Annotated in this window: 1 protein-coding gene; it reads right to left on the bottom strand. The window is 66.5% G+C overall.

Going from position 1 to position 949, the window contains the following annotated elements; translation table 11 throughout:
* Position 1 precedes the first annotated feature (1 nt).
* Positions 2 to 899 (bottom strand): IS5 family transposase gene (locus KCQ71_RS26745; RefSeq protein ID WP_223411723.1). Its coding sequence is split into 2 segments (ribosomal slippage): positions 2 to 538 and positions 540 to 899, totalling 897 coding nucleotides; the frame shifts between segments, so codons are not numbered across the junction.
* Positions 900 to 949 lie beyond the last annotated feature (50 nt).

The raw sequence follows: 949 nt of genomic DNA, 5'->3' as shown, positions 1-949 counted from the left end.
CCTAGGGCGTGTCTCCTAATGCTCGGAGCCAGATGGTGATGGCGCGTAGGACGAGGCCGCCGCGGTAGGTCAGGGCGAGTTTGTCGTAGCGGGTGGCCAGGGCGCGCCATTGCTTGAAGATGTTGAAGGAGCGTTCGACGACGTTGCGCCGCTTGTAGGTCTCGGTGTCGTAGCTGACCGGTCTGCCGCCCTTGGCCCTGCGCCGTTGGCGGTTGGCGATCTGGTCGGCGCGTTCGGGGATGACGGCTTGGATGCCGCGCCGGCGTAACAGTTCGCGGTTGGCCCGTGAGGAGTAGGCCTTGTCGCCCAGTGCCCGCACCGGCCTCGTGCGCGGGCGGCCCGGCCCGAGCCGGGGCACGCTGATGGCGCTGATCACGTGTTCGAACATCGGGGAGTCCCCGCCCTGACCTGGCCCGATCAGCAGCACCAGCGGGCGCATGTTCCCGTCGCACAGGTGGTGGATCTTCGTCGAGAGCCCGCCGCGGGAGCGACCGATGGCGTGGTCAGGGGGTTCGGTGCGTAGTTTCGTGTAACTCGCCAGGTCCCCCTGTGTGGCGGGGCAGGTTCGTCGCGTGCTGATGAGCACGGTTGATCGTGGAGTCCACCGATACCTCCCAGTCGATCAGCCCGGCGCCGTCAGCGTGCGCGAGCAACCTCGTCAGGATCTCGTCCCAGGTCCCATCGCCACTGAAGCGGCGGTGGCGTTTCCACACCGTCTGCCACGGCCCGTAACACCCGGGCAGATCACGCCAGGCGATCCCGGCCCGGTACCGATAGATGATCCCCTCCAGGATCATCCGGTGGTCCCCGAACGGGCGACCCTGGCGGCCATCCGAGGACGGCATCAACGGCTCAATCAGGTCCCACTGAACATCTGACAGCACGGCAGTTCGCGACACCAGAACAGACTCTCAACGAACACCCCCAACCTTTAGGAGACACGCCCTAG

Source organism: Occultella gossypii, assembly GCF_019947135.1.
Lineage (GTDB): Bacteria > Actinomycetota > Actinomycetes > Actinomycetales > Beutenbergiaceae > Occultella > Occultella gossypii.
The sequence above is the reverse complement of the archived record's forward strand: the minus strand, read 5'-3'. Positions and strand labels throughout refer to the sequence as shown.